18 protein-coding genes, 1 pseudogene and 1 riboswitch are annotated in these 25097 nt (G+C 72.1%); of the genes and pseudogenes, 7 read left to right on the top strand and 12 right to left on the bottom strand.

All coding sequences use genetic code 11. From position 1 onward, the window contains the following. Positions 1-1245: a DUF58 domain-containing protein gene (locus ACFQ2V_RS16665; RefSeq protein ID WP_386053977.1), complete on the top strand. Its 1245-nt coding sequence runs from the start codon at positions 1-3 to the stop codon at positions 1243-1245. Continuing rightward, positions 1242-3557 carry a transglutaminase family protein gene (locus tag ACFQ2V_RS16660; RefSeq protein WP_386053976.1) on the top strand — a complete coding sequence of 772 codons (2316 nt, stop codon included), beginning with the start codon at positions 1242-1244 and terminating at the stop codon, positions 3555-3557. Before ACFQ2V_RS16665 ends, ACFQ2V_RS16660 begins: the two co-directional genes overlap by 4 nt. 88 nt (positions 3558-3645) lie before the next feature. On the opposite strand, the gene ACFQ2V_RS16655 is transcribed toward ACFQ2V_RS16660, so the two are convergent. From ACFQ2V_RS16655 to ACFQ2V_RS16630, 6 genes are all read right to left on the bottom strand, one after another. Further along, positions 3646-5301, bottom strand: a complete 1656-nt coding sequence (locus ACFQ2V_RS16655; RefSeq protein ID WP_449343048.1) for an RNA polymerase sigma factor — start codon at positions 5299-5301, stop codon at positions 3646-3648. Between the two features lie 319 nt (positions 5302-5620). Further along, positions 5621-6019, bottom strand: coding sequence for a universal stress protein (locus ACFQ2V_RS16650; protein ID WP_386053975.1), 399 nt, complete (start codon positions 6017-6019; stop codon positions 5621-5623). A 134-nt stretch (positions 6020-6153) separates the two neighbouring features. Further along, complete coding sequence (gene metX, locus ACFQ2V_RS16645; protein WP_386053974.1) at positions 6154-7437, bottom strand: homoserine O-acetyltransferase MetX; 1284 nt, start codon at positions 7435-7437, stop codon at positions 6154-6156. Positions 7438-7453: 16 nt separating this feature from the next. Continuing rightward, a riboswitch (SAM riboswitch) is annotated at positions 7454-7568 on the bottom strand. 110 nt (positions 7569-7678) lie between these two features. Further along, positions 7679-8911, bottom strand: a complete 1233-nt coding sequence (locus ACFQ2V_RS16640; RefSeq protein ID WP_386053973.1) for a DUF4192 domain-containing protein — start codon at positions 8909-8911, stop codon at positions 7679-7681. Between the two features lie 133 nt (positions 8912-9044). Continuing rightward, a complete protein-coding gene (locus tag ACFQ2V_RS16635; RefSeq protein ID WP_386053972.1) occupies positions 9045-9632 on the bottom strand; it encodes a YkvA family protein in 588 nt (195 codons plus the stop codon). Between the two features lie 94 nt (positions 9633-9726). Continuing rightward, positions 9727-10482 (bottom strand): EcsC family protein, encoded by a 756-nt coding sequence (locus ACFQ2V_RS16630; RefSeq protein ID WP_386053971.1) that lies wholly within the window; start codon positions 10480-10482, stop codon positions 9727-9729. Between the two features lie 190 nt (positions 10483-10672). Between ACFQ2V_RS16630 and ACFQ2V_RS16625 the strand changes: the two genes are divergently transcribed. Both ACFQ2V_RS16625 and ACFQ2V_RS16620 read left to right on the top strand, forming a co-directional pair. Further along, complete coding sequence (locus ACFQ2V_RS16625; RefSeq protein WP_386053970.1) at positions 10673-11857, top strand: MalY/PatB family protein; 1185 nt, start codon at positions 10673-10675, stop codon at positions 11855-11857. Beyond that, a complete protein-coding gene (locus ACFQ2V_RS16620; protein ID WP_386053969.1) occupies positions 11850-13607 on the top strand; it encodes a DNA polymerase in 1758 nt (585 codons plus the stop codon). The genes ACFQ2V_RS16625 and ACFQ2V_RS16620 overlap by 8 nt, the downstream gene beginning before the upstream one ends. Before the next feature lie 65 nt (positions 13608-13672). On the opposite strand, the gene ACFQ2V_RS16615 is transcribed toward ACFQ2V_RS16620, so the two are convergent. Together ACFQ2V_RS16615 and hrpA are read right to left on the bottom strand one after the other, a co-directional pair. Further along, the gene (locus ACFQ2V_RS16615) at positions 13673-14632 is read right to left on the bottom strand and encodes a PAC2 family protein (RefSeq protein WP_386053968.1); all 960 of its coding nucleotides are present in this window, start codon (positions 14630-14632) and stop codon (positions 13673-13675) included. 233 nt (positions 14633-14865) lie between these two features. Further along, complete coding sequence (gene hrpA / locus ACFQ2V_RS16610; RefSeq protein ID WP_386053967.1) at positions 14866-18774, bottom strand: ATP-dependent RNA helicase HrpA; 3909 nt, start codon at positions 18772-18774, stop codon at positions 14866-14868. 235 nt (positions 18775-19009) lie between these two features. On the opposite strand from hrpA, the gene ACFQ2V_RS16605 reads away from it, so the two are divergent. Then, positions 19010-19819: a hypothetical protein gene (locus ACFQ2V_RS16605; RefSeq protein WP_386053966.1), complete on the top strand. Its 810-nt coding sequence runs from the start codon at positions 19010-19012 to the stop codon at positions 19817-19819. Positions 19820-19892: 73 nt separating this feature from the next. Next, positions 19893-20849 carry a hypothetical protein gene (locus ACFQ2V_RS16600; RefSeq protein WP_386053965.1) on the top strand — a complete coding sequence of 319 codons (957 nt, stop codon included), beginning with the start codon at positions 19893-19895 and terminating at the stop codon, positions 20847-20849. Between the two features lie 21 nt (positions 20850-20870). On the opposite strand, the gene ACFQ2V_RS16595 is transcribed toward ACFQ2V_RS16600, so the two are convergent. The 3 genes from ACFQ2V_RS16595 to ACFQ2V_RS16585 are packed head-to-tail and all read right to left on the bottom strand — an operon-like array spanning position 20871 to position 23088. Continuing rightward, complete coding sequence (locus tag ACFQ2V_RS16595; protein ID WP_386053964.1) at positions 20871-22154, bottom strand: lipid II:glycine glycyltransferase FemX; 1284 nt, start codon at positions 22152-22154, stop codon at positions 20871-20873. Between the two features lie 24 nt (positions 22155-22178). Further along, on the bottom strand, positions 22179-22733 hold the full coding sequence (locus ACFQ2V_RS16590; RefSeq protein WP_386053963.1) for a hypothetical protein: 555 nt from the start codon (positions 22731-22733) through the stop codon (positions 22179-22181). Further along, entirely contained in the window at positions 22726-23088 is a 363-nt protein-coding gene (locus tag ACFQ2V_RS16585; RefSeq protein ID WP_386053962.1) for a hypothetical protein, read from the bottom strand. The genes ACFQ2V_RS16590 and ACFQ2V_RS16585 overlap by 8 nt, the downstream gene beginning before the upstream one ends. 140 nt (positions 23089-23228) lie before the next feature. Between ACFQ2V_RS16585 and ACFQ2V_RS16580 the strand changes: the two genes are divergently transcribed. Next, positions 23229-24674, top strand: a complete 1446-nt coding sequence (locus tag ACFQ2V_RS16580) for an ADP-ribosylglycohydrolase family protein (RefSeq protein WP_386053961.1) — start codon at positions 23229-23231, stop codon at positions 24672-24674. Positions 24675-24811: 137 nt separating this feature from the next. Here the strand turns inward: ACFQ2V_RS16580 and ACFQ2V_RS16575 are convergent. After that, positions 24812-25097 (bottom strand): annotated as a pseudogene (locus ACFQ2V_RS16575) (HNH endonuclease signature motif containing protein); the annotation flags it as partial.

The following is a 25097-nucleotide window of genomic DNA, read 5'->3' as shown; positions in this document are numbered from 1 at the left end:
GTGCGCGCCCTGCGCAGCGTCCTCACCACCAGGGGGATGGCCTTCTTCCTCTCCGGCATCCTGCTCTTCCTGGCCGGGGTCATCCTCGGCTTCCGTGACATCACGCGCTTCGGCGTGCTGCTCGTCGCGCTCCCGCTCATCTCGGCAGTGCTCGTGCGAACCCGCAAGACCCGCATGCGCATCGAGCGGCACACCCACCCCGAGCGCATCAGCGTCGGGCAGGACGCCCACGTCACACTGTCCTTCGAGAACGTCTCGACGACCACGACGCCGATCTTCCTGGCCGAGGAGCGCCTCGACTACGTGCTCGGTGACCGGCCGCGCTTCGTCGTGGGCCGCATCCCGCCCGGTCGCGTGCGCGCCATCGACTACGCCGTCCGGTCCCACCTTCGCGGACGTCACCACCTGGGCCCGCTCGGCGTGCAGGTGCAGGACCCCTTCGGGCTCGCCAACCGCCACGCTGTGCTCCAGGGCACGGCCGAGCTCGTCGTGCTGCCCGCCGTCCACTCCCTCTCCTCGAACCGGCAGCCCAGCGCGGGCGTCGGCTCCGAGGGCGAGCAGGCCCACCTCATCGCCCTGCACGGCGAGGACGACGTCACCATCCGCGAGTACCGCGACGGCGACGACCTGCGCCGCATCCACTGGCCCGCCACCGCGCGCACGGGCGACCTCATGGTGCGCCAGGAGGACCGGCCCGCGCAGCGGCGGGCCGTGGTGCTGCTGGACCCCCGCCCGTCGGCGCACGGCGGCACCGGGGCGAGCAGCTCGTTCGAGTGGGCGGTGACCGCGGCCGCGTCCGTCGCCGTGCACCTCTGCGAGTTCGGCTATGCCGTCCACCTCGTCTGCGCCGAGACCGTCGAGACGAGCCGGGCCGCCGAGACGATGACGGCCGACGAGATCCTCGACGTGCTGGCCGTCACGGCCCCCCGCGACGACACCGGTGAGGACGAGATCCTGCGGGCGGCCCAGGCGCTCGCCGCCGCCGGCGGCTTCCTCGTGGCCATCGTGGGGCCGCACGGACGCGACGTCACCTCGCGCGTGGCGAGCCTTCGCCAGCCCGGCACCACCGGGCTCGCCCTCGTGCTCGACGCTCGCACCTTCGGCTCGTCCGAGGCCGACGAGGCCGAGCCGCACGTCGACTCGCTGCGGCTCGCGGGGTGGCGCGCCGTGGCCGTGGAGCGCGACGAGGACGTCGCGCACGTCTGGGCCGTCCTGACGGCCGCGACCGTCGGAGGTAGCCGATGACCCGTCGCCGCTGGAGGATCACGCTGCTCGCCGCGCTCGCGACTCTCGCCGCGATCTTCCCCATCACCACCCTGTTCGCCGACGCCGGCTGGCTGCCGCAGGCCGTCTTCGTCGTCGCCCTCGTGGCCGGTCTCGGACTCGTCGCCCGCGGGCTCACCCGCTCGCGCCTGCTCGTCGTGGCGGTGCAGGTCCTCGTGACGACCTACGTCATCCTCGCCCGGTGGACCGGCGACAGCTTCTGGTTCGGTCTACCGACCCCGACGACGCTCGAGGCCGCCAACTCCCTCGGGCTGCAAGCCCTCGAGACGGTCCAGCGCTACACCGCGCCGGCCCCGCTCAACGACGGGGTGACGTTCTGCCTCATCGTCGCGATCGCGGCCGTGGCCATCGCCGTCGACGCGATGGCCGCCACGTGGCGCAGCCCCGCCGCAGCGGGACTGCCACTGCTGACGGCATACCTCATCACCGCCGCCAACGGGCAGGCAGCGCTGGCGCTGCGCTTCTTCGTCGTGCCCGTCGCGCTCTGGCTCGTCATGCTGCACACCACCGCGCGCGCGCAGTTCGGCCGGTGGGGCACGGCCAGCGCCAACGAGCAGAGCGAGATCGACGAGGCGGCCAACGACCGCGACGCCCTGCGCTCCTTCACCGCCGGAGCCCTCAAGCTCGGCGCCATCGGCGTGGTCGTCGCCCTGCTGGTGCCGGCCATCACCCCGCACTTCCCGCCGCGCTACCTCACCGAGGGCCTCGGGCGGTCGGGCGACGGCGGCGGGGAGGGGTCGGTCGGCTTCAACGACACGCTCGACCTCGCGCGCAGCCTCAACAACCAGGACCAGTCCCCGGTGCTGTCCTACACGACGACGGCCTTCACCCGCGCACCCCTGCGGGTGCTCGCGACGTCGTACTACTCGCGCGGCCAGTGGCTCGTGGTCGGGTCCGGGGGCAACCGCCCCGACAACCCGTCACCGCTGCCCCCGGCCTCGCAGCGGCGTGACTACGTCATGACGGTCACCGACAACACGCTCGCCGCGCCCCGCATCGCCGCCCCCTACCCCGTGGTGGCCGTTGCCATGGAGGGCACTCCGTGGACCATCGACCCCGTCACCCGCGACGTGCGTGTCGGCAAGGCGGTCGCCAGCTACCGCGTCACGTACGCCGACCTCGCCCCGTCCCCGCCGCAGCTGCGCCAGTCTGGCGCCCCGGACTCCCCCGACATCACCGAGGACGACCTCTCGATCCCCGACCGCTCGCGCGACCTCGTCCAGCGCTGGTCCGACGAGGTGACCCGCGGCACCGACAACCCGCTCGACCGGGCGATCGCGATCCAGAGCCACCTGCGCGACACCTCGCGCTACACCTACACGCTCGACCTCGGCGAGCAGCCGCGCGACGCGCAGGGCCGGCTGCTCGAGCCGATCCAGGCGTTCTACCAGACGCGCCGCGGCTACTGCGTCCAGTTCGCGACGGCGATGATCATGATGGCGCGCGCGCAGGGCATCCCCTCCCGCATGGCCATCGGGTTCCTGCCCGGCCTGCCCTCCGGCGACAGCCACTACACGGTGCGCGCGAGCGACGCCCACGCGTGGCCCGAGCTGTACTTCCAGGGCTACGGCTGGCTGCGCTTCGAGCCCACCCCCGGCTCGCGCTCCGGCACCCCGCCGCCGTATGCCGTGCTGGGCCCGGGCGGCGGGTCCACCGGTGGTGGTCGCGATGTCGACAGCGCGACGACGGGCACCGGCTCGACGAAAACCCCGACGACGTCGGCCACACGGACGGCCGTCCCGGCGCCGCAGGACGTCTCGCTGCTCGACTCCATCGGGGCCGCGTTCTCGCTGCGCAACGTCGTGACCGCCCTCGCCCTGCTGCTCGGCCTGCTCGCGGCGTTCATCATGCCGATCACCGCCTGGTGGCTGCGCCTGCGTCGACGGCGGGCCGCCGTGACCCAGCAGGAGCTCATCGAAGCAGAGTGGCAGGACCTCACCTCCCACCTCGGCGACCTCGGGCTGACCGCACCCGAGGGAGTCACCCTGCGCCAGCTGCACCGTCGCTACGTCACCGACGGCCACCTCGACGAGGAGAACGCGTCGGCGATGAGCCGGGTGACCGCGACCCTGGAGAGGTCCCGCTACGACCGACCGGAGCGCACCTCGCCGCAGGAGGCCATCCGCCTGCACCACGACATCCAGTCGATCCGCAGGCAGGTCGGACGCACGCGGGCCTGGCAGACGCGGGTCAAGGGCTTCCTCTGGCCCGAGGCGGCCGTCTCCTTCTGGCGGGCGCTGCCCGACCGGCTGCTCACCCTCCGCCGCCGCTGAGCAAGTCGACGCGGCAGGCCGTCGCCCCGGACAGCGAAGGAGCAGCTCGTCCCCTGAGGACGAGCTGCTCCTTAGACTGCTGTGCGGGTCAGTCGAGGTAGTCGCGGAGCACCTGGCTGCGGCTCGGGTGGCGCAGCTTGCTCATCGTCTTGGACTCGATCTGACGGATGCGCTCGCGCGTCACGCCGTAGACCTTGCCGATCTCGTCGAGCGTCTTCGGCTGGCCGTCGGTCAGGCCGAAGCGCATCGACACGACGCCGGCCTCGCGCTCGGAGAGCGTGTCGAGCACCGAGTGCAGCTGCTCCTGCAGGAGCGTGAAGCTCACGGCGTCGGCCGGCACGACGGCCTCGGAGTCCTCGATGAGGTCACCGAACTCGCTGTCGCCGTCCTCGCCGAGCGGGGTGTGCAGCGAGATCGGCTCGCGGCCGTACTTCTGGACCTCGACGACCTTCTCAGGCGTCATGTCGAGCTCCTTGGCCAGCTCCTCCGGGGTGGGCTCACGGCCCAGGTCCTGGAGCATCTGGCGCTGCACGCGGGCGAGCTTGTTGATGACCTCGACCATGTGGACCGGGATGCGGATGGTGCGTGCCTGGTCGGCCATGGCGCGGGTGATGGCCTGACGGATCCACCACGTCGCGTAGGTCGAGAACTTGTAGCCCTTGGTGTAGTCGAACTTCTCGACCGCACGGATGAGGCCGAGGTTGCCCTCCTGGATGAGGTCGAGGAAGAGCATGCCGCGACCGGTGTAGCGCTTGGCCAGCGAGACGACGAGACGCAGGTTGGCCTCGAGCAGGTGGTTCTTGGCCTTCTTGCCGTCCTGGGCGATCCACCAGAGCTCGCGCTTGAGCTTCATCTCGATCTTGTCGCCCGAGTTGAGCTTCTCCTCGGCGAAGAGGCCGGCCTCGATGCGCTTGGCGAGCTCGACCTCCTGCTCGGCGTTGAGGAGGGCGACCTTGCCGATCTGCTTGAGGTAGTCCTTGACCGGGTCGGCGGTGGCGCCGGCGGTGACGACCTGCTGCGCGGGGGCGTCGTCCTCGTCGTCGTCGCGGATGACGAAGCCGGACTCCTCCGGCTCGTCGGACTTGGCGCCGGCCGGAGCGGGTGTGCCCTCGGCGTCGCCGTCCTCGGCGCCCTCGTCGACGAGCTCGACCTCTTCGAGCTCACCCTCCGGGGCGTCCTCGGGCTCGGCGTCCTCGGCATCCTCATCGGCCTCGTCACCAGCGCCGGGGGCGCCGTCGGCCGACTTGGCAGCCGACTTGGCCGTGGTCTTCCTGGTGGCAGCCTTCTTGGCCGCGGGCTTGGCGGCAGCCTTGGCGACACCGGCGTTGGTCGCGGCCTTCTTCGCCGTCGCCCTGGCAGCCGTCGTCTTCTTGGCTGCGGTCGGGTCGTCCTCGGCGGCCGCCGCACCTGCGGCCGGCGCCGTCTTGGCAGCAGCCTTCTTGGCGGCGGTCTTCGTCGTCGCGGTCGTCGTCCGCGTGGCGGACTTCGTCGCGGCGGCAGTCGTGTTGCGTGCGGTGGCCACACTGCCTCCCTTGGTCCCAGAACGGGTCTTCTTCGTCGTGCTGGAGTGCGGCGCGTCGACGACGATCTCGATGTCGTGGGCCTCGAGGGTCGTGAGGACGGGCTTCATCTGCTTGAGGTCCAGACCGGCGTCGACCTGCGCTCGCGCGATCTCAGTGCCGGTGATGGTTCCGTTGGTGCTGCCCTTGACCAGGAGCTGCATGATCGCCTCGTGCTGGAACACCTTCGGCAGGGTTTTCGGAGCTCCAGCGGTTGTTGCCTTGGGCACGGATGCAGTCGCCTTTCGTCACGCGGACTCGTCGGATGATCGCCCCGAATCCGGGCATGCATCATCACAACGAACGAGAATGGGGGTTGGTGCCGGAAGGGCTTGGCCTGTCGGAGTCGGTCCCTGAGTCGAGCTCGCGGTGCGCCTCGTGCGATCCGGTACTCAGACATTATAAAACGCCCCATGGCCTCCGAGCGAACGCGCGGGTGACCAGCGCGCCGCGGGCCCTGCACCGGTGGGGTGAACCCGGCGCCGGCCGCGGCCCGAGGGGGCGTCAGTCGCCCTTGACAGCCAGGACGGGGCAGCTCGCGTCGAGCAGGATGCGCTGGGCGTTCGAGCCGAGGATGAGCTTGCCGACCGGGCTGCGGCGGCGCAGGCCGATGACGATGAAGTCGGCCTTCTCCTCCTCGGCGACGGAGATGAGGTCCTCGGCGGGGTCGTTGCCGCGGACGAGCTGGCGCACCTCGTGCTCGAGGCCCTTCTCCTCCAGGACCGCCTGGACACGCGCGAGCTCGGTCTCGAACTGGCTCGCCTCGTTGGCGTCGAAGTCCTTGCCCCCCCTGTGGGAGCTGATGACGACGAGCTTCGTGCCTCGCAGGACGCATTCCTCGGCGGCTCGTTTGAGCGCCGCGCGACCTTCCTTGGTGGCGACATAACCAACGACGATGGCCACTTTCCCGGACCTCCTTGGGACGGAAACAAGCAGTGCTCGCACCGTACCCGAAATCACGTCGCACGGCGCGCGCCGGCGCGGAGCTGCCCGCGGGAGGCCACGCCGGCCCGAAACACCCGGGACGGCAGGACCGCTCAGGCGTGGTCGTCGGCGCGATCGTGGGTGTGGCCGACCCGGCCGCACTCCAACGCCGCGCGGACGATGCGGCCCACCTGGTCCTCCTCGATCAGGAAGCCGTCGTGCCCGAACGCCGACGTGATGTGCTCGCGACGCGACCGCGGCAGTGCAGCATGCAGGTCGTCGGACAGCCGTGGCGGGTAGAGCCGGTCGGTGTCGACGGAGACGATGGTGCAGTCGGCCTGGACGCGCGCCAGTGCCGCCTCCACACCGCCGCGGTCGCGGCCGACGTCGTGCGAGTTCATGGCCTCGGTCAGGACGACATAGGAGTTCGCGTCGAAGCGGCGGGCGAGCTTGCCGGCGTGGTGGTCGAGGTAGGACTCGACGGCGAAGCGGCCCCGGTCGCCGGCGCGCAGCGGGTCCTCGCCCAGCTGGGCCTGCCGCCCGAAGCGCTCGTCGAGCTCGGTCTCGGTGCGGTAGGTGATGTGGGCGATGCGTCGCGCGAGCCCGAGCCCTGCGTCGGGTCGGCGGTCGCCTGCGTAGTAGTCGCCACCGGCGAAGTCCGGGTCGTTGCGGATGGCGAGGAGCTGGGGCTGGCACCAGGCGATCTGGTCGGCGGTCGCGTAGGCCGTCGAGGCGAGGACGATGCACCGGTCGACGTCCTCAGGATGGGTGACGGCCCACTCGATGGCGCGCATGCCACCCATCGAGCCACCGACGACAGCCGCGAGCCTGCGGATGCCGAGCCGGTCGAGCAGGGCCCGCTCCGCCGCGACCTGGTCACGCACCGTGACGTAGGGGAACCTGCTGCCCCAGGCCTGCCCGTCAGGGGCGAGGCTCGAGGGGCCGGTGCTGCCCTGGCAGCCTCCGAGCACGTTGGCGGCGATGACGAACCACTCGTCGGGGTCGACGGTGCGGCCCGGCCCGATGAGGGAGTTCCACCAGCCGGGCGAGGCATGACCGTCGCCGGCCTCGCCCACCACGTGGCTGTCGCCGGTCAGGGCGTGCTCGACGAGGATGACGTTGTCCTCGGCCTCGTTGAGACGCCCCCACGTCTCGTAGGCGATGCGGACGTCGGGCACCACTCCGCCGCGCTCGAGCTGCACGTCGCCGATGGTCTCGAACTGTCGTCGGCCCACCGCGTCGCCGTCACGCCACGCACCGTCCGGCAGCTGTCGCCCGGACGACTCCTCGTGGGCGCGTTCGTGACCGGCCGGATGGGACCCGCCTGCCACCGCGGTGTCCGGGGCAGCCGGGCGCGCGAGACGGCGCGTGCTCTGCTTCCGGTGCGTGACGGTCATCAAGGCACTCCTCGGTGTTTCGCGCTTGCGCACACCCGGTTCGGGTGCGGCCAGGTCTTCACCCGGGGCACCCCACCGCGACGGAGGGTTGCCGACCAGCGAGCCGGGGCTTGTCGCTGGTACTCATGACCTGTGCCCACCATAACCGAGCCCCGCGCCGCAGCAGAGGCTCCGTTCCACGACATGGACGCCGTCGTCAGGGGCTCGTCGGAGGCTCGCCCGGCCGGGGTGAGGCGGCTCTTCAGGCGCAGGCCGGCGGCCGGAGACCGTGGTCGAGGGACTGCCTGACCAGCAGGCTCAGTCTGTGGTCGGGCTCGAGCTCGAGGGCCCGGTCGGCGGCGATGCCGGCTCGGGCTCCGTCACCGCACCACCACGCGAGTGACGCGAGGACCGAGAGCACCGGAGCGGCGTGCGCGGCCGGCGTGATGCGGCACACCTCCTCGAGCCGCGAGAGCATCAGGCGCGGCGCCGCGGCCTCATCCCACGCCTCCCAGTCAGCGCCGACCCTCGACCGCTCGACCGCCGCGATGTCGAGGTCGTCCGCCAAGGATGCGGAGGATGATGAGGGCCCCGCGGACGAGAGGATGCGAAGGTCGGGCCCGAGGAACACCTCGAGCATGGTGACCAGCTCCTCCGGGAACGAGCCCAGGGAGACCGAGCCGGGGCAGAGCCACCCCAGGAGCGCATCGCGGAACTCGATGTCGCGCAGGGGTCCGACGACGGCCGGGAGCCAGTGCTCCAGCCCGAAGCCCTCGATCTCACCGTGCAGCAGACCTCCCCAGGCGACGAGCGCGTCGTTGACGAGGAACTGACGCGCCGAGAGATCGCCGCCGTCGAGCACGCTCAGACCACTGCCGGCGGAGCTACGCCTCTTCGCGGACCCGGTGGAACGGACGCCCCCCGAGCCCGACACCGATCCCCCGGTGTCGGCGTACCGGCGCTGCCAGTCGTCGACGGCGGCCAGGGTGAGTGCATGACGTGGGGCGGAGGCGTCGAGTGGCTCGACGAGCCGGGCGAGACCCGCTCGGTCGGGCAGCACGGCGTGGCCGAGTGCCACGTAGCTCGCCACGGCCGGCACGTCCGCCTGCTCGGGCAGGAGCCAACCCTCGTCGGGACAGCAGTCGCAGCCGATCGAGCGCCACCTCCCGTCCCGCACGACCAGTCGCTCCCGCACGAGGACGCTGTCGTGCTCGAGGCCGTCGACGAGCTCCTCGAGCACCGGCAGCGACTGGTCGGGCTCGTCCTCGAAGCCGACGACGGCCACGGACGACGGCGAGCTCTCGAGGACGGTCGGCAGCAGCTGGGCGGCGGACTCCGACGCGAGGGGGTGGTCGACGGCGTCGACCCGAGCCACGAGTCCGAGCCGCTTGCCGTGGAAGCAGACCACGACGACGCTGCGCTCGGGCTGGAACCCGAGGTGGAACGGGATGATGGTCAGCAGCTCGGCTGGCCCGGACAACGAGATCTTCGGCATGTCTCGAGCGTGGCCGCGCCGACCAGGGCCCGACAGGCCGGCCAGCACGCCTGTGGACGAAGGGCGCCGGGGCGGAAGAGGTGTGGATCGCTGCGGCGAACCTGCCGCGCGAAGGCGCTGCCGGGCCGGGAGCTCAGCGCTCCAGGCGCTTGCGCACCGACTCGAGGACGTAGTCGGTCGCCGCCTGCCGCGCGCCCTCGGGCAGCCGCCCGCGGTCGGAGCGGCCGGGAGCTGCGGCACCCGTCGTGTCGCGGTCGCGCCGTCGCCCGTCGCTCACCCCGCCAGCCCAGGCCCGAACGGCGGGCTGGGCGGTCGACGGGAGCGCCTCGCCGGCGACGGTCTCACTCACCGGCCCGGGTGCTCTGCGGTCGGCACGCGGGCGGTGCAGCCCCTGCCCGGCCTCCCACGCGATGAAGCGGTCGGTCTCCTCGAGGAACGCCTTGATGGCCCACGTGATCACGACGGCGTCGTCGGCGGCACCCAGCACCGGGAGGAAGGCCTCCGGCAGCAGGTCGACGGGCGAGGCGACGTAGACGACGGCCGCCGCCACGAGGCCGAGGCGGCGAAAGGTCGTGCCGGCATACGTGCCCTCGAGCGCCGCCCGCACGAGGCGTGGCACCGCCTGCACCCGTTGGGCGATGCCGGGGGCGCCGGGACGCGTGGAGGCACGCACGACCGACGCGACGGTCGCGGCCATCTTGATGCGGGATGCGGTCTTCATGCCCGGCCCAACGAGTGGGTCGGTGAGGCGATTCCCCGCTGGAGCCGGTGTTGCGAAACGGTGATGTGCGCGCTCCTGACGCTCAGGCGGCCGCTCAACGGCCGAAGGTCTCGACCGGCGGGAACTCCTTGGCGGCCTGCTTGCCGATGCGTCCGAGCATGTAGACGTCGACGCCGGCGCCGATCAGGCCCCCGACGAGCGGGACGGCGCGGCCGAGCTTGGCGAAGGTGCCCTGCCCGATGCGTCCGAGCAGCCGGAAACCCACCGCCTTGTTGAGGACCATGAGTGCGGGTGCCGGGAGCCGCTCGAAGGCGAGGGACGACAGCTTGCCGCCCGCAGCCTGCAGACCTGCTTTCTTGAGCAGGTCGTCGCTGTCGGCGCCCGTGAGGGTGAGCAGCACGGCCGAACGGATCTCTGGCTGGTCGACGTCGTAGCCCCGCACCTTCGCGGTCGCGGCCGTCATGCGCGTGGCGAGCAGGTAGAACTCGAGAACGTTGGCGGGCAGGGAGATCGGCATGGTGAAGAACCCACCGAGCCCCGTGGCGAAGCCGCCGACGGCGCCGAGCTGACGGTGGTCGCGCATCAGGATCCGGAGCGCTTGGTCCCGGTCGCCGTGGGCCTGCTCGAGCGCCTTCTCCGCGACCCGGTGAGCCGACTCGAACGGGCCCTTGCCGTCGATGCCCACGTCGAGCAGCCTCTCGACGAGCCGCGTGGCGGCGCCGGAGAGCCCGCCTTCGACCGGCTGTGCAGCGCGTTCGAGGGCCCCGGCGTTCTTGGCGTCGCGGACCCGCTTGGCCGTCGCGTCCGACGCCTCGACGGTCTCGTCCCTGCCCCAACCGAACATGCCCACGGGCTCCACCCTTTGCTCGAAGTCGCTCTGTGCGGCCCGGCCGGCCCGCCCACGCCACCGTATGCCGGATGCGTCGGCGATGGCGTCGCCGGATGCCGTCGTCCTGCCACCTCCCTACCCACGGTCGGCGTGTCGCCACCAGGACGGTGCCGTGCCCGACCGATGTCGGTCGGTCTCGTAGGGTCACCCCATGGGTGAGACGCGCGACGAGGTGCAGCAGGCCGGTGGCGAGGCACCGATCCTGTCCGTCCCACTGGCGCAGCTGCGTCGGGAGCGCAGCTCCGTCAAGTGGGGCCGCTACGACGACGACGTCATCCCGATGTGGATCGCCGAGATGGACTGCACTCCGTGCCCACCCGTCGTCGAGGCGGTCCGGGTCGCCGTCGGTCGCGGCGACACCGGCTACGCGATGAACCAGGGCTACATCGAGGCCTTCGCCTCGTTCGTGGCCGCCGAGTGGGGCTGGCACGTCGACGCGCGCTCGGCGGTGGGCGTCGCCGACGTGCTCTCGGGTGTCGCGCACCTGCTCCGTCTGTTCACCGACCCGGGCGGCCCGGTCGTGACCAGCGTGCCGGCCTACAACGCCTTCTTCGAGGTGATCGAGGCGTGCGGTCGCCGTGTCGTCGAGGTTCCGCTCACCCCCGGGCACCGGCTCGACCTCGACCGTCTTGCAACGGTTTTCGGTGAGCTGACCGCGACGGGTGAGCCGACGGCATACCTGCTGTCCAACCCGCACAACCCGACCGGAACGGTTCACACGGCCGAGGAGCTCGCGGCCCTGGCCGGGCTGGCCGACGCCCACGGGGTGCGTGTCGTGTCCGACGAGGTCCATGGCCCGCTCGTCATGCCCACGAGCACCTTCGTTCCGTACCTCATGGTCGCGGGCACCGAGCGCGGACTTGCCGTCACCTCCGCCTCCAAGTCCTGGAACCTCGCCGGGCTCAAGGCCGCCGTCGTGGTGCCCGGTGCCGAGGCCGTCGGTGACCTTCGTCGCCTGCACCCGTTCCTGACCTACGGCGCCAGCCACCTCGGCGTCGTCGCGCAGACCGCCGCCTACCGCGACGGGCGCGAGTGGGTGCACCGGCTCGTCGGTGAGCTCGACGACAACCGCCACCTGCTCGCCGCGCTCGTCGCCGAGCACCTGCCCGGCGTCCGTCTCGTCCTGCCGGAGGCGACGTTCCTCGCCTGGCTCGACCTCGACGCACTCGGTCTCGGCCCCGACCCGGCGCTCGAGCTGCTCCGGCGTTCCCGCGTCGCCCTCTCCCCCGGCCCGATCTTCGGCCCCGGCAACAGCACCTGCGCGCGGCTCAACTACGGCACCTCGCCCGACATCCTCCGAGAGGCCATCCAGCGCATCGCGAACTCCCTTGCCTGACAAGGCTTCCGGGGCGCCTCTCGTCGCGCTCGTGCTGGGTCCGTCAGGGGCGTATGCCGTCGGTCCGGGTGTCGACGAGCCGTGGCCGCTCGCCGAGGCGACCCGACGCTTCGTCGAGGCCAACGCACGGTTGGCGCCCCGCTGGGTCGTCTGGTCGGCCGGGGCCACCTTGCGCGACGTCCTGGCATCCGGTGTCGAGGTCAACCGCACCTGGGACCTCGCCGAGGCGCACCGGATCATCCACGGCGGCTGGTGGGCCACGCCCGGCCACGTGGTCGCGGGGTGCCGCGACCTCGACGAGTCGCAGGTGCCGGCCCCGCGGGCGCCACGACTGAGCGGTTTCGACGGCGACCTGTTCGACGTCGCGGCCGGCGACGACGCTTCCATCTTCACGGCCGACGGCCACCTGGTTCCCGACGCCCTGACCAGGGCCACCGACGACACCCGCCTCCGCGAGCTCGCGCAGCTCGCCCTCGAGTGCCAGGGCGCCCAGCGCGAGGCACTGGAGCGCATCGGGGGTGCGCACGCCGCGAGGCTCGAGCGAACCGTCTGGTCCGAGTCGGCCGCCGCCGTGCTCTGCCTCGAGCTCGAGCGTGACGGTCTGCCTGTCGACCGGGGAGCCGCCGAGGACCTCATCGCGGCCTCGGCCGGCCCGCGGGCTCGCGACGACGCCCACGCTGCAGCGATCCGGGCCGAGCGCGACGACGCGGTGCTGCGCCACGCACGGGGGCGTCAGGGCGCCGACCTGCGCAACCCGGGCCAGGTGCGCGAGCTGCTGCTGTCGGTCGGGGTCGACGTGCCCAACACGCGAGCCTGGGTGCTCGAGCCGTACCGCCACACGCACCCGCTCGTCGACGCCCTGCTGCGCTGGCGCAAGGACGAGCGCATCGCGACGACCTACGGCTACCGCTGGCTCGACGAGCACGTCGGCCCCGACGACAGGCTCCGTGGCGGCTGGACGGCGTGCGACGGCGCCGCGGGCCGGATGACCGCGCAGAACGGCCTGCACAACCTGCCGGCACCGCTGCGGCCCGCGATCTGCGCCGCCCCGGGCCACGTGTTCGTCAGAGCCGACCTGGGCCAGATCGAGCCTCGGGTGCTGGCGGTCGTCAGCGCCGACCGCGCCTTCGCCGAGGCGACCCGCGCCGACGACCTCTACGCACCGGTCGCCGCGAAGCTGGGGGCCGACCGTCCCAAGGCCAAGGTGGCCGTGCTGGCCGCGATGTACGGCCAGCGGTCCGGCGCGGCCGGTGAGGCGCTCAAGGACCTCGAGCGCGCCTACCCGGTGGCGATGGGGCTGCTCGACCGGGCGTACGCCGACGGGGTCGCGCGCCGGCCCGTGCGCACGTGGGGCGGTCGGCTCATCCGCTTCGGTGCCGTGCCCGTCGCCGGCGCCCCGGGAGAGGACGTCGCCGCCGGCTCGCCGGGCGCGGGCGAGTTCTCGGCCACCGGCGCGGACGCGGCGCGTGGGCGTTACGCCCGCAACGCGGTCATCCAGGGATCAGCGGCGGAGCTCTTCAAGGCGTGGGCGGCGACGGTGCGCCACGCCGTGCGCCCGCTGGGTGGACAGATCGTGCTGTGCCTGCACGACGAGCTCCTCGTCCACGTGCCCGAGCAGCACGCCGACGCCGCCGCCCGGGCCGTCGAGCAGACCCTCGTCAGCGCGGCGCGGACGTGGGCCGGCACCGACGAGGTCCGCTTCGTCGCCGACACCTCCGTCGTGCGCCGCTGGAGCGAGGCCAAGGCCTGAGCCGCCGTTGGCCTGCCTCGACGTGCGTCAGGGGCCACAGGTGGCCTCTCGACGGTTGAGGGGCGTCAGGCCCGGGTGCTGCCGGGTCCGTCCTCGGGGTGGTCGGCGTCGTCGTCGGCGACGTCCTTGAGGAAGGCCTCGAACTCGGCGCCGATCTCGTCAGCCGTCGGCAGCTCGGAGAGGTCGGTCGCGAGCAGGCTGCGCTGCTGGCGTCCCTCGAGGAAGGTGTCGTACTGCTGTTCGAGCGCCCGGACCACCGCTGTGATCTCGTCGCTCTCCTCCATCTGGCGGGCGATCTCGGCGCGGTTCAACCCGGCTGCTGCGGCGAGGTCGCGCAGGTCGAGGTCGAGACCGGTGGCGGCGCGCACGCGCTCCAGCCCGAGCACGGCGGCGTCGGCGAACTCGCTCTGGCCGAGGTAGTGCGGCACGTGCACCGCGAACCCGATGGCGTCGCGGCCGGACTCACCGAGCCGGAACTCGAGGAGGGACGAGAAGCTCGCAGGCACCTGCACCTGGCCGAACGCCGGGTCGTTGCCGACGATGAGGCGCGGGTTGGTGCCGTGCGCCGTCACGCCCAGCGGGCGCGTGTGCGGCACCGCCATCGGGATGCCGTGCACGCTGACGGTGAGGTCGACGCCGAAGGTCTTGATGAGCTGGGTCGTCGCCTCGACCATGCGGTTCCACTGGTAGTCGGGCTCGGGCCCCACGAGCAGCAGGAACGGCACGCCCTCCTTGTCGACGACGCGGTGCAGCAGCAGGCTCGGGTCGTCGTAGCTCGTCCAGTGGTCGCGGTCGAAGACCATCACGGGGCGGCGGCCCCGGTAGTCGAGGAGCTGGTCGACGTCGAAGGACGCGATGACCCGCGACTCGTGGGTCTCGAGGATGTGGTCGGCCATCAGGCGTTGCGTGTGGCCGGCGTCGATGAATCCCCCGAGGGCGACGACGAGCACCGAGGCCTGCAGCTCCTGGAGCATGCTCGGCGAGGTGTCGCTCTCGAACTGGAAGAGCTCGGTCGGGTCCTGCACGGTGTGGCCTTTCGTCGTACGCGGTCCTCACGTCCAACGTCCCGCTCCCACCCATGATTCCCCATGTCTCCCGAGGACGGGTGCCGTGTGGCGAGGCCGCTGCGCAAACGCGGCCGGACGGCGGGGTCGCCCACCTGGGTACGGCGAGGGTGCGCCCGTCCGCCAGCCGCACGGGCGCGAGGTCGCGGACTCCGGGGACCGTCAGAGCACCTTGCCGGGGTTGAAGACGCCGGTCAGGCGCCGACCTTCGCGATCGCCTTGAGGATGCGCTGGGGCGAGACGCTGTAGGCCGTGCCGACCGTCTGCGCGAAGAGCGAGACGCGCAGCTCCTCGATCATCCAGCCGATGTCGACGACGTCGGCCGAACCTCGCTGGGTGGGTCGGAGCGAGTCGAGCAGGTCGGCGTAGCGGCCCTCGACGAGGTCGACCTGGTCGAGGGCCTGGGCGTCGCGGGCGAGGTTGGCAGGGGCCTTGTCGAGACGGTGCGCGATGCCGCGCAGGTAGCGGTCGAGGTCGGGCAGGCGGCGCAGCCCGGTGTCCGCGACGAACCCGGGGCGCACCAGCTCACGCAGCTGGGCACGCACGTCGGCGAGCATCGGCCGGATCGCCGGACTGCTCGACCGGTCGAGCTCGGCGAGGCGGTTCGTCAGGGCGAGGTGCTTCGCGAGGATCGGCTCGACGAGGCCGACGACCTGCACGACCTTGGCGGTCGTGTGCGTGCGGACCGCCGACAGCGCCCACTCGTAGTCCTCGCGAGTGCGCACCGTGTGGTCGGCGCGCTCGGTCACCGCGTCGTCGCGGATCGCGTCGATCGCCGCTGCGAGACAGTCGTCGAGCAGGGCGGGAACGCTGCCGTGCGGGTTGTGGCCCAGCGCGAGCTTCTGGGTGTTGGTCAGCCGCGCGAGGATCTGCTTCCACGGCGGCGTGATGCCGAGGAGCAGCAGCCGCCGAACCCCGAGGCGGTGCTCGGCATCGGCCTCGGCCCGTGTGGGCAGCACCCGCAGGTCGACCGCCGCACCCGTGTCGACGAGCGCCGGGAAGCCCTGGATGCCGTTGGAGCTCTCGAACGACGGCGCGACCCCTTCGTCGGGGAACTGGGTCAGGCCCCTGCGCTCGACTCCGGAGCCGGCCCGGCTCACCTGTCGGCGCAGCTGCGGAGTGGCGACCTCGCGGACGGCCTCGAGGTCCTTGCCCGTGGCGACGGCCCTCCCGTCCGGCCCCTCGACCTGGAAGGTCACCCTGAGGTGGGCGGGAACACGCTCGACCTCGAAGTCGTCGGGGCTCACGGCCACGCCGGCCCTACGGCGCAGCACCGCCGCGAGGACGGGAAGCAACGGGCCGCTCGACGGCTCGAGCTCGGGCAGGACGGCGCGGGCGTGGTCGGGGGCGGGGACGAGGTTTCGGCGAATCCCCTTGGGAAGGCTTCGGATCAGCGCTGTGACGAGCTCCTCGCGGAAGCCCGGCACCTGCCAGTCGAAGCCGTCGGCCGTGACCTGGTTGAGGCGGTCGACGGGGATGTGGACCGTCACGCCGTCCTGCTCGGACCCGGGCTCGAACTGGTACGTGACCGGCAGGACGTTCTCACCCTGGGTCCACGTGGTCGGGTGGTCGTCGTCGGCGAGGCTTCCGGCCGTCTCGCGGAGCAGCAGCTCCTCCGTGAACGTGAGCAGGTCGGGGGTCTCGCGTCGCGCCTTCTTCCACCACGTGTCGAAGTGGCGCCCCGACACCACCTCTGCCGGGATCCGCTTGTCGTAGAAGGCAACGAGGGTGCTGTCGTCGACCACGATGTCGCGCCGCCGAGTGCGCGCCTCGAGCTCGCCGAGGCGCTCGACGAGCGCGGCGTTCTCGCGCAGGAAGGCGTGCTCGGTGTGCCAGTCCCCCTCGACGAGGGCGTGCCGGATGAACAGGTCACGGGCCAGCTCGGGATCGATGCGACCGAGCCCGACGAGGCGACCGACGACCAGCGGCACGCCGTACAGGGTGACCCGCTCGGTCGCGACCGCCGAGCCGCGACGGCCCGACCACCGTGGCTCGGAGTACTGCCGCTTCACGAGGTGCTCACCGAGCTGCTCGGCCCACCCCGGGTCGATACGCGCGTTCATCCGGGCCCAGAGGCGCGTGGTCTCGACGAGCTCCTCGGCCATGACGAACTGGGGCTGCTTGCGGAAGAGCGCCGACCCGGGACTGATGCCGAAGCGCGCACCTCGCGCGCCGGCATACTCCCGCTTCTGCTCGTCGCGCACGCCGACGTGCGAGAGCAGCCCGGCGAGCAGGGACTGGTGCACGGCGTCCGTGTCGAGCTCGCCGTGGGCGCTGCCGCGGCTGACGTCGAGGCCGGCCTGCTTGGCCGCCTGCTTCACCTGGGTGTGGAGGTCCTGCCACTCGCGGACGCGGAGGTAGTGGAGGAACTCGGCCTTGCACATGCGGCGGAAAGCGCTTGAGCTCAAGGCCTTCTGCTGCTCCTTGAGGTAGCTCCAGAGGTTGAGCCAGCCGACGAAGTCGCTGGTCTCGTCGGCGAAGCGCTTGTGCGACGCGTTCGCGAGCTCCTGCTTGTCCTGCGGCCGCTCGCGCGGGTCCTGGATCGACAGTGCGGCGACGATGACCAGCACCTCGCGGAGCACCCCGCGCTTGTCGGCCTCGACCACCATGCGCGCGTGGCGCGGGTCGATGGGCAGCGTGGCGATGGTGCGGCCGTATGCCGTGAGGCGGCGTCCCGGGCGGCGGCGACCTCGACCCGTGGGCTGGGTGTCGTCCTCGGGCTCGAACGCCTGGAGCTCCTCGAGGAGCCTGACGCCGTCGACGATCTGGCGCGAGTCGGGCGGGTCGACGAACGGGAAGCGTGCGATGTCACCGAGGCCGAGGCTCGTCATCTGGAGGATGACCGAGGCGAGGTTCGTGCGGAGGATCTCGGGGTCGGTGAACTCGGGCCGGCTGTCGTAGTCGTCCTCGGAGTAGAGCCGGATCGCGATGCCGTCGGCGACTCGCCCGCACCGGCCGCTGCGCTGGTTGGCCGACGCCTGGCTGATCGGCTCGATGGGCAGGCGCTGGACCTTGGTGCGCTGGCTGTAGCGGCTGATGCGCGCCGTGCCGGTGTCGATGACGTAGCGAATGCCGGGGACGGTGAGCGAGGTCTCGGCGACGTTGGTCGCCAAGACGATTCGCCGACCGGTGTGCGGCGCGAACACCCGGTGCTGCTCGGCCGCGGAGAGCCGGCCGTAGAGCGGCACGACCTCGGTGACCGGCAGCTTCATGCCGTTCAGCGCATCGGCGGCGTCACGGATCTCGCGCTCGCCGGAGAAGAAGACGAGGATGTCGCTGCTCGACCCGGTGTGGCGTTCGGTCCACAGCTCCTCGACGGCCTCGCAGACACCGGTGACCATGTCGCGCTCGTCGTCGCCGGGACGGTCGGGGTCGACCAGCGGGCGGTAGCGGAGCTCGACAGGGAACGTGCGACCCGAGACCTCGATGATCGGTGCGGGCTCGCCCGTCGCGGGGTCGGCGAAGTGCTGGGCGAACTTCTCGGGGTCGATCGTGGCCGAGGTGATGACGACCTTGAGGTCGGGTCGGCGTGGCAGCAGCTGCTTGAGGTAGCCGAGGATGAAGTCGATGTTGAGGCTGCGCTCGTGGGCCTCGTCGATGATGATCGTGTCGTAGCGCCGTAGCTCGCGGTCTCGCTGCATCTCGGCGAGCAGGATGCCGTCGGTCATCACCTTGACGAGCGTGTCGCGGCTGCTCTGGTCGGTGAACCGCACCTGGTAGCCGACGGCGGTGCCGAGCTCGACGCCCAGCTCGTCGGAGAGTCGTTCGGCCACCGCACGGGCGGCGATGCGCCGCGGCTGCGTGTGGCCGATGACGCCGTCGAGGCCACGCCCGAGCTCGAGGCAGATCTTGGGGATCTGGGTCGTCTTGCCCGATCCCGTCTCGCCCGCGATGACGACGACCTGGTTGTCGCGGATGGCATCGGCGATGTCGTCACGGCGGTCGACGACGGGGAGGTGCTGGGGATAGGTGATCGGTGGCACCGTCGCCGCGCGCGCCGTACGTCGTGCTTCTCGCTGCTCGGGAGTCAGGACACGCGGTCCGGATCCGCGACGTCGCGGTGGCCGCGAGCGCGCGGGGGCGTTCGCGGGCTCGTCGGACATGACCGACAGGATAGGCGCGCCGCCCCGGTGCCTCCGAACGGATATCCGTCCTGGGGTGGCGGGCGACCTCGCCGGAGCCGAGCGCGTGGGCGCCGTGTGGCTGGCGTCCGGGAGCCGACTGACGCCCTCGACTCTTCCGGTCCGGTGGGAACTCCAGGTGCATGACGGAGGTCAGATCTGCGACGAACCGCGTGGCACAGGACCTACCGTGGTGCCGACCCGAAACGAGGCAGCGTTGACCGACTCCCACCGCCCGGAGCTCCCGGACCCCCAGCACGACCGTCATGTCGCCTTTCCGGACGACGGCGGAGCCGGTGCTGGTGCAGCTGTGGGTGCCGCCTCGGGGACGGCACTGCCGCCCGAGGCGTGGGCGCCGCGGCCAGTCGAGCCCTTCTCCACCTCGGCCTCCTCGGCGTCGTCGACACCGTCGACCAGCTCCTGGCAGCCGCAGGTGCAGCCGGGCCCGGTCCTGGCCACGCCGCCGAACCGCCCCTACGAGCCGGCTCCCCGCCGCGGCAACGCGTCACTCGGCGCCAAGGTGCTGGCGGGGCTCGTGCTCGTGCCGGCCATGCTCGGTTTCTTCTCGGGCGGCTCGCTCGACTACGGCTCCACGGGCGGCAGCGGCACCGGCGTCGAGATGCCCATGGGCGGAGACCTGCCGATGGGAGACGAGGGCCTCGGTGGGGTGCCGGGCGTCTGGGTGGAGAACCAGCTCGACAGCTCCTCCGTGGCTGCCCCGTTGACGGGATCACCGAAGGTCGAGCCCGTGCCCGCGGACACGACGTCGCTACGGGTGGAGATCGTCGGCGACGAGGGCACGGCCATCGACGTCCAGGCCGATGCGAACGGGATTCCCATCGAGCGGACGACCGGGGTGCTGCCCTACGCCACCGAGATCCACATGGACGAGCGCCCCACGACCATCCAGGTCACGGCGAGCATCTCCTCGCCCACGGTCCGGCTTCAGTGCCGCGTCTACGCCGGCGAGAAGCTCGTGGCCATCGGCAACGGCACCGAGACGGCGGCCTGCTCGCCCGCGATGTGACGCAACGCCACCCGAACGACAGGGAGAACGCCCGCGCCAGCGGCGCGGGCCGTAGGAGAAGACAGGGGACCACATGTCAGACCAGCCATCGGACCCACCTGCCGACCATCCGGATCCGACGCGCGACACGACGGGAGACGGCGCCATCGGCATGGCAGACGCGATGCCGCCCACGGACCCGGCGGCGCCCGCCGACCTGCCTGACGATGCGGACGCTCCCGCGGGGCGTCCGGCATACGACACGTCCTTCGGGCGCGAGACGCCGGCCGAGCCCAGCTGGGTGCCGCAGCGCGCCGGGCCGCACCCCCCGCGAACCACGCCACCGCCCACCGGCCCGACGACGAGGCCGGGTCCGCGCACGGTGGAGCTCGGCAGCGGTCACGCCGCTCGCGTCCTCGGCGGCCGCCTGCAGACCTGGCACGTCGTGGCGATCGTCGCCGGGCTGCTCGTCCCGGCCGGCTTCTGGGCGTTGGCGCGCCTCGGCGACGGCCTCGACCCCGTGGCTCGGGCGAGCGCAGGGGCAACCCGCGTGCGTCCCACGTCGTCACGCCCGGTGCTCGCTCCCCCGCGGTCGATCGTCGTCCCACCCCTGCCCGGCGCGACGTCACCACCCGCGTCTCGGCCGCCGTCGGCCCTGCCGACGCGTTCAGCACAGACGGCCCCACCGGCCATAGTCACGGTGCCGGACATCCCGGTCACCCCGGTTCCGACCGACGCCAGGACGATCCGTTTCGAGTCCTACGCCGCCGGCGGGGCGCGCGTCGAGGTCTCGCTCTCCGACGCCCGCCACACGCGCTACGACTACCCCGTGCGCACGGCGCCGCTCGCGTTCGAGACGGCGATCGGCAAGAACGTGTCGAGCAACGACTACTACAGCCTCCGGGTGCGGATCTACGACCCGACGGGGTCGGGCGACCGTGGGGCCGTCTCCTGCCGCATCCTCGTGGACGGCATCGTGCTCACCTCGCAGCAGGGTCGCGGCTATGCGAACTGCTACGTCAGCCCGTACTACGACATCCAGCGTCGCTAGACCGCCACCTCGGGCGTCGCGTCAGACGTCGGCTGCGTCGGCGGCGTCGGTGCTGGCACGGGCGGCCTTGCGGCGCTTGTTGATCGCGATCCGTGCCGCCATGGCCCTCGCGAAGGCGAAGTGCCAGAAGCGGCTGATGACGAGCTCTCGCTCCCCCACCATCTCGACGACGTCGGCACCCGCGCCGAGCTTGAAGAGCAGCAGCCCCGTGAGGGGGCTCGTGGCACCGAGCGAGGTGTTGAACCCACGGAAGTCGTACGCCTCGCAGCCGGCCGCCGCGGCGTCGCGCATCGCCTGCCACTGCAGGGCGTTCGACGCGCGTGCGTCACGGTTGCGCTCGGTCGAGCCCCCGTAGACGTAGGAGAACGTGCGGCCGAAGCGGATCATCAGGGCCGACGCGAGCACGTCGCCGTCGACGTGCGCCTCGTAGAAGCGGGCTGACACGCGCGGCTCGTCGCCCGCGGTGCCGGCGCCCTCGGAGTCGAAGGCACGGACCATCGCGTCGAAGTACGCCTTGGGCCGCGGCAGGAAGTTGTCACGCTCGGCCGACTCGACGTAGAGCTCGTGGAAGGTGTCGAGGCCCTCGGGGCCGACGGCGCGCACCTGCACGCCCGCCTTCTCGGCCTTCTTGACGTTGCGGCGCCACTGCTGGTTCATGCCCTTGAGCAGCTCGGCCTCGGTGCGCCCACGCAGGTCGACGATGCAGAGCAGGCGGGGCTGACCGACCGCCACGCCGTCCGCGCCGAGGGGAAGCCAGCCGTTGCGGTCGAGCCACGCCTCGAGCGTGCGCGCCGTCGGGTTGTCGACCGCTGTCGGCAGGCTCTTGAAGCTGAGGAGGCCGTTCTCGACCACCTGCTTCTTCACGGGCTCGCGGTCCCAGATGCGCGAGACGACCGGGTAGCCGAGTCGCAGGGCGAAGGCCTTGCGCCCCTTGGCCCAGGCGACGAGCGGGTCGAGCCAGCGGGCCGGGTCGGCGGCGACGACGTCCCACGGCAGACCGGGTCCCTCGGGCAGGTAGGCGTACGAGTGCGAGAGCCGCGGGATCGTGCGGGAGAGCACCAGGCCGGCGCCGACCCGTGCTCCGTCGCCGTCGAACCAGCCGAGGTGGGTGCGGCGCCAGCCCTGCTTGGCCCGGCCCCACGCGGGCGTCTGCAGGAAGCTGCCGCCGAGCTCGAGGAGCGTGTCGACGGCCTCGTCGGCGCTGATCTCACGGACCGTCAGCGGGCCGGCGACGGTCGCTGTCACGGACCCGGGATCGGGCGTCGGCGCGGAGGTCGGCGCGGGGGCAGGGGTCTGCTCGGTCATGGCCGCAACCCTATCGGCGCGTCGTCAGTCCGCGGACCGCGCAGGGTTCGTACCGGCCTGGTCGCCGTCATCGCGCGGCCCGGACGCGGCGGCCCCCGCGTCGGAGGCAGCGGCCGCGCGGGCGGTGCGACGGATCCACCAGAGGCCCAGGACGGGTAGCAGCAGCGGCACGTAGCCGTAGCCCGACCCGAAGTGTGACCAGACCGTCTTCTCGGGAAAGGCCTCGGGCTGCGCCAGCGACCAGGTGCCCACGACGAGGACGCCGAGCAGCTCGATGGTGAGGGCGATGGTGGCCAGCCGCACGGATGCCCGGTCGCCTCGGGCGAGGCCGACGGTAGCGACGAGGTAGATGAGAGCGGCGAGCGCCGACAGGAGGAAGGGCACCGGGGCACGGTCGAAGTACTCGGTGATCTGGAGGACCGAGCGTCCGGTCGCGGCCAGGGCGAGCAGCCCGTAGACGGCGACGAGCAGGCGCCCGAACCCGTGCCCGGTGTGGGGTCGGTCGGCGGGGGCGGGCCCGCTCGCCGGGCCGTCCGTCGGTTCGGTGGGTTCGGTCGGTTCCGTGTGAGCCTCAGACATTGAGCGTCCAGACCTGCTGCAGGCGGGCCACGAGGATCGCGACGACGACGGCACCGCCGAGGACGACGCCCATCGCCCACTGCGTCTTCTCCTTGACGGCGATCACCACCACCGCCGGGACGACGAGCAGCACCGTGAAGAGGTACGCGATGAACGTGGCGCGCTCGGCCCCGTCGCCGATCGCCGACGCCCGGGTGAGCCCGACGACGAGCTGGACGAGCAACGCGAGCTCGAGGGCGGCGCCCACGAGGACGATCGGGTCGTCGACGAGACGGCGGCGCAGGAGGTGGTGGGCGGCCAGCAGGCCCAGCACCCCGCACGCGACGAGCAGCACGATGGTCAGGGGTTGGAGCACGCGAGAAGCCTACGGCGTACGCGGGGGTTGTCCGACGCGCGGTCCCGCCGGCGGGGTGACGGCATACGGACCGGTATTTTTCTCTCGACGAGACACCCGCCGCCACTGACCGTCACGTGGCCCGAGCACGAGGAGAGACCGTGTCGATCCGGCCCCTCGCCATGGACCGCGCAGCCGGAGTGCTGCTCGGCGAGGCCTGTGGTGACGCGCTTGGCGTGCCCTACGAGATGGCGGCCCCACCCGTCGGCGAGGCGGTCATGAAGGGCGGGGGCCTCGGGCCGTACGACCCTGGCGAGTGGAGCGACGACACGCAGATGACGCTCTGCGTCGCGCGCGTGGCTGCGGAGGGCCTCGACCTCACCTCGGCCAAGGCACTCGACGCCATCTCGGACGCGTTCACGGCGTGGCTCGACGGTGGCGCCACGGACGTCGGCGTGCAGACGCAGGCGGTGCTGACCGACGCGAAGACCCTGCAGGGCTCACCGCACGAGCGGCTCACAGCCGCGAGCGAAGCGCTGCACGCCCGCACGGGCCTCACCGCGGGCAACGGCGCCCTGATGCGTACCCCGATCGTCGGGTTGTCGGCGCTTGACGACCGCCACGCCACGGCCCGTGCCGCCCGCGCGATCGCCCTCCTCACGCACGCCGACCCCCTCGCCGGCGACTCGGCGGTGCTGTGGTCGGAGGCCATCCGGGTCGCCGTCACCGAGGGACGTCTCGACCTCACGGCCGGCCTCGACCTCGTCAGCGCCGCCAACGTCGGCAGGTGGGGCGACTGGATCGAGGCTGCCACCGGCGCCGAGCCCGGTCAGTTCGGCAACAACGGCTTCACGGTGACGGCCCTGCAGGACGCCTGGGCGGCCATCACCACGACCGACCGTGGCGACGGCTCGGCCATGCACCTGCAGCGTGGACTGCAGGCCGCGGTGCGGGCCGGCCACGACACCGACACGGTGGCCGCCATGGCGGGCTCGCTCCTCGGCGCGCGCTACGGCGCTTCGGCGGTGCCCACCCAGTGGCGCCGCATGGTGCACGGCTGGCCCGGTCTGCGCGCCCACGACCTCGTCGAGCTGGCTGTGTCGGTGTCGCTCGGCGGCCGGCGTCCGGGAGTCTGGCCGTCGGTGGAGACGATGGCCGACCCCGGCATCCCCTCCCTTGGCCTCCCCCACCCGATCGACCCCGACATCGTGCTCGGCACGATCACCGACCTCGGCCGGGTTCGCGAGCTCGGGGTGCAGGCCATCGTGTCCCTCTGCCCCCTCGGGCTCGACGACATCCCGGCCGAGGGCATGACCGCCCGCGACCACATCGAGTTCTGGATCAACGACGGCGAGCACGAGGACTCCAACCCTCACCTCGACTTCGTCCTCGACGACGCCTCGTCGGCGCTGCGCCAGTTCCGCGCCGAGGGCAAGCGAGTGCTCGTGCACTGCCGGCTGGGCAGCCAGCGCACCCCGGCCGTGGCCCTGAGGTATGCCGTCGACCTGGGTGTGGCCCCCGAGCTCGCCGAGCGCTCGATCCGCGACGCCCTGCCGGGCATCCGGGGTGAAGGACGTCTCTGGCACGTCGCGGCGCACGGCGCCTAGTTTCCTTCAGGACCGAGCTCGACCACCGTCGCCCCGGCCTCAGACCTCGGGACTGTCCCCGGGGCACGCTCGAGGCAACCGTGGTTCTACCGAGGGCGATGACCTCACCAATCCCGTGCGTTCGGTCTCGGTGCGGCTCAGAACGGTGGTGGGTCGTCGTCGGAGGTGGTCGTGCACACTGACTCTTCCGACGGATCATCTTCCGCCGCAACCGAATCAGGCGGTCGCATGCCTGGTGGCGGGGGCACGCCCTCGCGCCAGTTCTTGGGGTAGGTGGTGTAGGTGCGGCCGGTGAGGGTGGTCCACTGCAGGCCGCCGTCGGGGATCTGGGTGCTGGTCCAGATGCGGTGGGTCTTGAGGTTGTGGTGCAGCCGGTGCTTGGCGAAGACGTTCGTCACGGACGTCTCGCCCACAGGCCAGGGG

Origin of the sequence: Terrabacter terrigena, assembly GCF_042676085.1 — a bacterium.
Taxonomy (GTDB): domain Bacteria; phylum Actinomycetota; class Actinomycetes; order Actinomycetales; family Dermatophilaceae; genus Terrabacter; species Terrabacter terrigena.
The sequence above is the reverse complement of the archived record's forward strand: the minus strand, read 5'-3'. Positions and strand labels throughout refer to the sequence as shown.

What these genes read in the sequence shown, in the direction of transcription:
- ACFQ2V_RS16660 (WP_386053976.1), top strand. Translation starts at nt 1,242, where the DNA reads ATGACCCGTCGCCGCTGGAGGATCACGCTGCTCGCCGCGCTCGCGACT.
- metX (WP_386053974.1), bottom strand. Translation starts at nt 7,437, where the DNA reads ATGACCGTCACGCACCGGAAGCAGAGCACGCGCCGTCTCGCGCGCCCG.
- ACFQ2V_RS16640 (WP_386053973.1), bottom strand. Translation starts at nt 8,911, where the DNA reads ATGCCGAAGATCTCGTTGTCCGGGCCAGCCGAGCTGCTGACCATCATC.
- ACFQ2V_RS16635 (WP_386053972.1), bottom strand. Translation starts at nt 9,632, where the DNA reads ATGAAGACCGCATCCCGCATCAAGATGGCCGCGACCGTCGCGTCGGTC.
- ACFQ2V_RS16625 (WP_386053970.1), top strand. Translation starts at nt 10,673, where the DNA reads ATGGGTGAGACGCGCGACGAGGTGCAGCAGGCCGGTGGCGAGGCACCG.
- hrpA (WP_386053967.1), bottom strand. Translation starts at nt 18,774, where the DNA reads ATGTCCGACGAGCCCGCGAACGCCCCCGCGCGCTCGCGGCCACCGCGA.
- ACFQ2V_RS16600 (WP_386053965.1), top strand. Translation starts at nt 19,893, where the DNA reads ATGTCAGACCAGCCATCGGACCCACCTGCCGACCATCCGGATCCGACG.
- ACFQ2V_RS16595 (WP_386053964.1), bottom strand. Translation starts at nt 22,154, where the DNA reads ATGACCGAGCAGACCCCTGCCCCCGCGCCGACCTCCGCGCCGACGCCC.
- ACFQ2V_RS16590 (WP_386053963.1), bottom strand. Translation starts at nt 22,733, where the DNA reads ATGTCTGAGGCTCACACGGAACCGACCGAACCCACCGAACCGACGGAC.